1 protein-coding gene is annotated in these 1,147 nt (G+C 45.7%); it reads right to left on the reverse strand.

Translation table 11 applies throughout. The features are described from left to right. Nucleotides 1–253 precede the first annotated feature (253 nt). The coding region (locus tag R7127_RS26665) for an HAD family hydrolase (protein ID WP_318148732.1) at nt 254–1,147 on the reverse strand (894 nt) is incomplete at its 5' end.

The following is a 1,147-nucleotide window of genomic DNA, read 5'->3' on the forward strand; positions in this document are numbered from 1 at the left end:
ATTCCAGACCTACATAAGGAGCCGCAGATACCGAAACTGAGCAGGTAACAAGTAACGCAAGAAGTGTTTTGTTCATTCTAATTTTGCCTCTTCAAATCAACTTAGTGAGTAGAAGCGCATTTTGTGTGATGAAGCGTGAAGTGATCGTGAAGAAATAAAAGAATTTGGCGTGCAAATAGAAAAATTCCCCAAAGCGTGGGGAATTTTTCGGTCTTGGCTCGTCAATTGAGTGGGTTTCGAACAGCGCTCTTGTTTAATAAACGGTGCACCAATCGTTCTTCATGTCGATAAGCTGCCAGTTGTCACGCGCATTGGCTTCGTCTAACGCTTTATCTAAGCGGCCAACGTCCGATTGACGGTCGTATTTCCACTCGCGCGCTTCGTCAGTGTGATGCACAATCATCGCCATAGAGTTTGGTTGGCTTGTCGCCCACTGCATCATCGCTTGGTCCCCGTCCGAGTTACCAACGGCGAGCACTGGTTTCTTACCAATAATGTACTGGATGTTTTCGACTTTCACTTCTTTATCATCGAGCGTTAACAGTTCGCCCAACTTCATCACTTTAGGCTGACCATCATTAAAGCTGTATTCGTATTTCAACGCACTGCCGATGATTTGTTCTTCAGGAATGTTGTAAGCCTCTGACGCCCACACGCGCATAAAGTCCACGCCACCACCTGAAACAATGTAGGTTTTGAAGTTGTTCTCTTGCAGGTAAGTAAGCATTTCGCGCATCGGCTTAAAGGTGAGCTCGTTATAGGCTTTACCAAAGCGCTTGTCTTTCGCTGCCGCAAGCCATTGCTCGACGGATTGTTGATATTCTTCAACGGTCATGCCGCTGTGGGTGACTTTCATGATTTGGAGTAGCGATTCTTTGCCGCCAGCAAAGACTTTCTCTAAGTCGTTTTCAATGACGGATTTAAAAGGTTCCTGCGTTTTCCATTCTGGATGCGTTTTCGCAAGGGCTTTGATTTGATCTAACGCGAACGCAATTTGGAAATAAATCGGCTTTTCTGACCAAAGTGTACCGTCGTTGTCGAACACGGCAATGCGGTCAGAAACGGGAATAAATGTTGCCTTTGAACTGTCGGTAGATTGATCGACAAAATTCACAATGGCGGTTTTGCTGTCGCTGTCTTTCCAAGA

It is taken from the genome of Vibrio sp. 1159, assembly GCF_033340395.1.
Lineage (GTDB): Bacteria > Pseudomonadota > Gammaproteobacteria > Enterobacterales > Vibrionaceae > Vibrio > Vibrio alginolyticus.